The organism is Leptolyngbya sp. FACHB-36 (assembly GCF_014695955.1).
Taxonomy (GTDB): Bacteria; Cyanobacteriota; Cyanobacteriia; order Leptolyngbyales; family Leptolyngbyaceae; genus FACHB-36.
This window is the reverse complement of record NZ_JACJPG010000167.1, coordinates 1-1,928: the sequence shown is the minus strand read 5'-3', so window position 1 is coordinate 1,928 and position 1,928 is coordinate 1. Positions and strand designations below refer to the sequence as shown.

4 protein-coding genes are annotated in these 1,928 nt (G+C 54.2%); 2 read left to right on the top strand and 2 right to left on the bottom strand.

The window, feature by feature from the left end; all coding sequences use genetic code 11:
* The coding region (locus H6F43_RS02570; protein WP_242025280.1) for a DUF2809 domain-containing protein at nucleotides 1-242 on the bottom strand (242 nt) is incomplete at its 3' end.
* Between the two features lie 9 nt (nucleotides 243-251).
* Nucleotides 252-1,124, bottom strand: a complete 873-nt coding sequence (gene fghA / locus H6F43_RS02565; protein ID WP_190340438.1) for an S-formylglutathione hydrolase — start codon at nucleotides 1,122-1,124, stop codon at nucleotides 252-254.
* A 122-nt stretch (nucleotides 1,125-1,246) separates the two neighbouring features.
* Between fghA and H6F43_RS02560 the strand changes: the two genes are divergently transcribed.
* Both H6F43_RS02560 and H6F43_RS02555 read left to right on the top strand, forming a co-directional pair.
* Nucleotides 1,247-1,573 (top strand): hypothetical protein, encoded by a 327-nt coding sequence (locus H6F43_RS02560; protein WP_190340439.1) that lies wholly within the window; start codon nucleotides 1,247-1,249, stop codon nucleotides 1,571-1,573.
* Nucleotides 1,574-1,626: 53 nt separating this feature from the next.
* Nucleotides 1,627-1,928, top strand: a 302-nt coding sequence (locus H6F43_RS02555; protein WP_190340437.1) for a GIY-YIG nuclease family protein, incomplete at its 3' end; no start/stop codon positions are given.

Here is a 1,928-nt window from a genome sequence, read left to right as displayed (position 1 = left end):
TCTAGCCCACACGTCGCTAAGCACACCCCGATCGCCGTCCACTTCAGCGAAGCGCGAGGAACCAGCAGCAGCACCAGCAGAATCCAAAATACCTCGTAGGCAATGCTGCCCAGCGCATCGTTCAGCCACGCAGGTCCTACCGAAGAAAACCGCACGGCATAGCCCAGCGGCACAATTAAAATCGCGCTAAGCAGCAGCGCTAATCGGTAGTAGAGACGTCGATCGTGCCCCGGTTTCTGCATGGTGACTCCTTACTGCCACAGCGCCGCTGCATGATGTCGAATATGGTCTTCAATAAACGTGGCAATGAAGTAATAGCTGTGGTCGTAGCCCTGCTGCATTCGTAAGGTGAGCGGCTGACCGACTTTAGCGCAGGCTTGCTCAAAGACGTGCGGCATCAACTGCGAGTCGAGGAACGAATCGGCGGCTCCCTGATCAATTAAAATTGGACGATTCTCTTTCAGAGCCGCTGCCCGATCGCGGAGCGTCGCTAATACTAATTCACTCGCATCGTATGCCTTCCAAGTTTCTTGGTCAGCTCCCAGATAGTTTGTAAAGGCTTTTTGTCCCCACGGGGAGCGCATCGGCGCGGCGATCGGCGCAAAAGCAGAAACCGATTGGTAGCGATCGGGCTGCCGCAGAGCGCACACCAGCGCCCCGTGTCCACCCATCGAGTGCCCAAAAATTCCTTGACGACTTGGCTGTGCCGGAAAATGCTCCGCGATCAGCGCGGGCAGTTCCTCGGTAACGTAGCTATACATGCGGTAGTGCGATCGCCACGGCTCCTGAGTCGCATTCACATAAAAGCCTGCTCCGGTGCCAAAATCCCAGTCGTCTGCTTCACCGGAAATTCCGGCTTGGCGCGGGCTCGTATCAGGTGCCACTAGGATTAATCCGTGCTTCGCCGCAAACTGTTGCGCTCCGGCTTTGACCATAAAGTTTTCTTCGGTGCAGGTTAGCCCCGATAGAAAGTACAGCACCGGTACCGGTTCAGCTTGCGCCTGCGGTGGTAAGTAGACTGCAAATTTCATTTCGCCGTTACAAGCCGTAGAGGCATGGCTGTAAAAGCCGACGGTTCCATCAAAACAAGCGTATTGATTGACGAGCGTGGGTGAGGACGGCATGGGACATTCCAGAGCGCTCACCCCATCGTAAACCGCTGAGCAACTCTAGAACCGGTCGATCGAGATGATCACAACAATCGAGCAGTACTATACGATCGTAAAAAGTGGCAATCGATCCTGCAATGGCGCTCAAAATTATTGACCAGTTTGACGGCAGCTTTACCCTCGACCCCGATGCAAAAGCAGCACTCTTTGATCTGCTTCAGAGTCAGGCATTTCTTCAGCAGATCAGCGAGGCGCTAAATTGCCAGCATGTGGAATTTACTGAACTTCTGTTTCAGCCCGTACCCTATACGACTGCAACGCCGAAGGGAATGCCTGCGGAGTTTGAAACGTTTCACGCTTCTGAGGATCACGCCATCATTAACGTGCCTCCGAACTTTATGTTCAAAGCGAAGATTAGTCAGCCGAGCCGTCTCTGCGCCGTGTATCGGAAGGTGACTCGCTAGTCGTTACGTTGTTCGCGATCGGTGGTTGAGTTGTACAGCGTCTATATTTATTTATGATTTCCCCGACTGAGATTCCCACGTTAGCCAGCCTAGAGGCGGTTCCCTTCCTCGACGATCGCGGACAGCTGCCCGAATCCCTGCAAGGCAAAGTTGGCGTCTATGCAATTTTCGATCAGGCACTCGTGCTGCAACACATCGGCTATTCTCGTGATGTCAGTCTGAGCCTGAAGCAGCATTTGGTTCGACAACCGCAGGCGTGCTACTGGTTGAAGGTGCAGACGATCGAGCGTCCGAGCCGTGCTGTTTTGGAAGCCACTCGTGATGCTTGGATCGCCGAGAACGGCTCGGTGCCTGC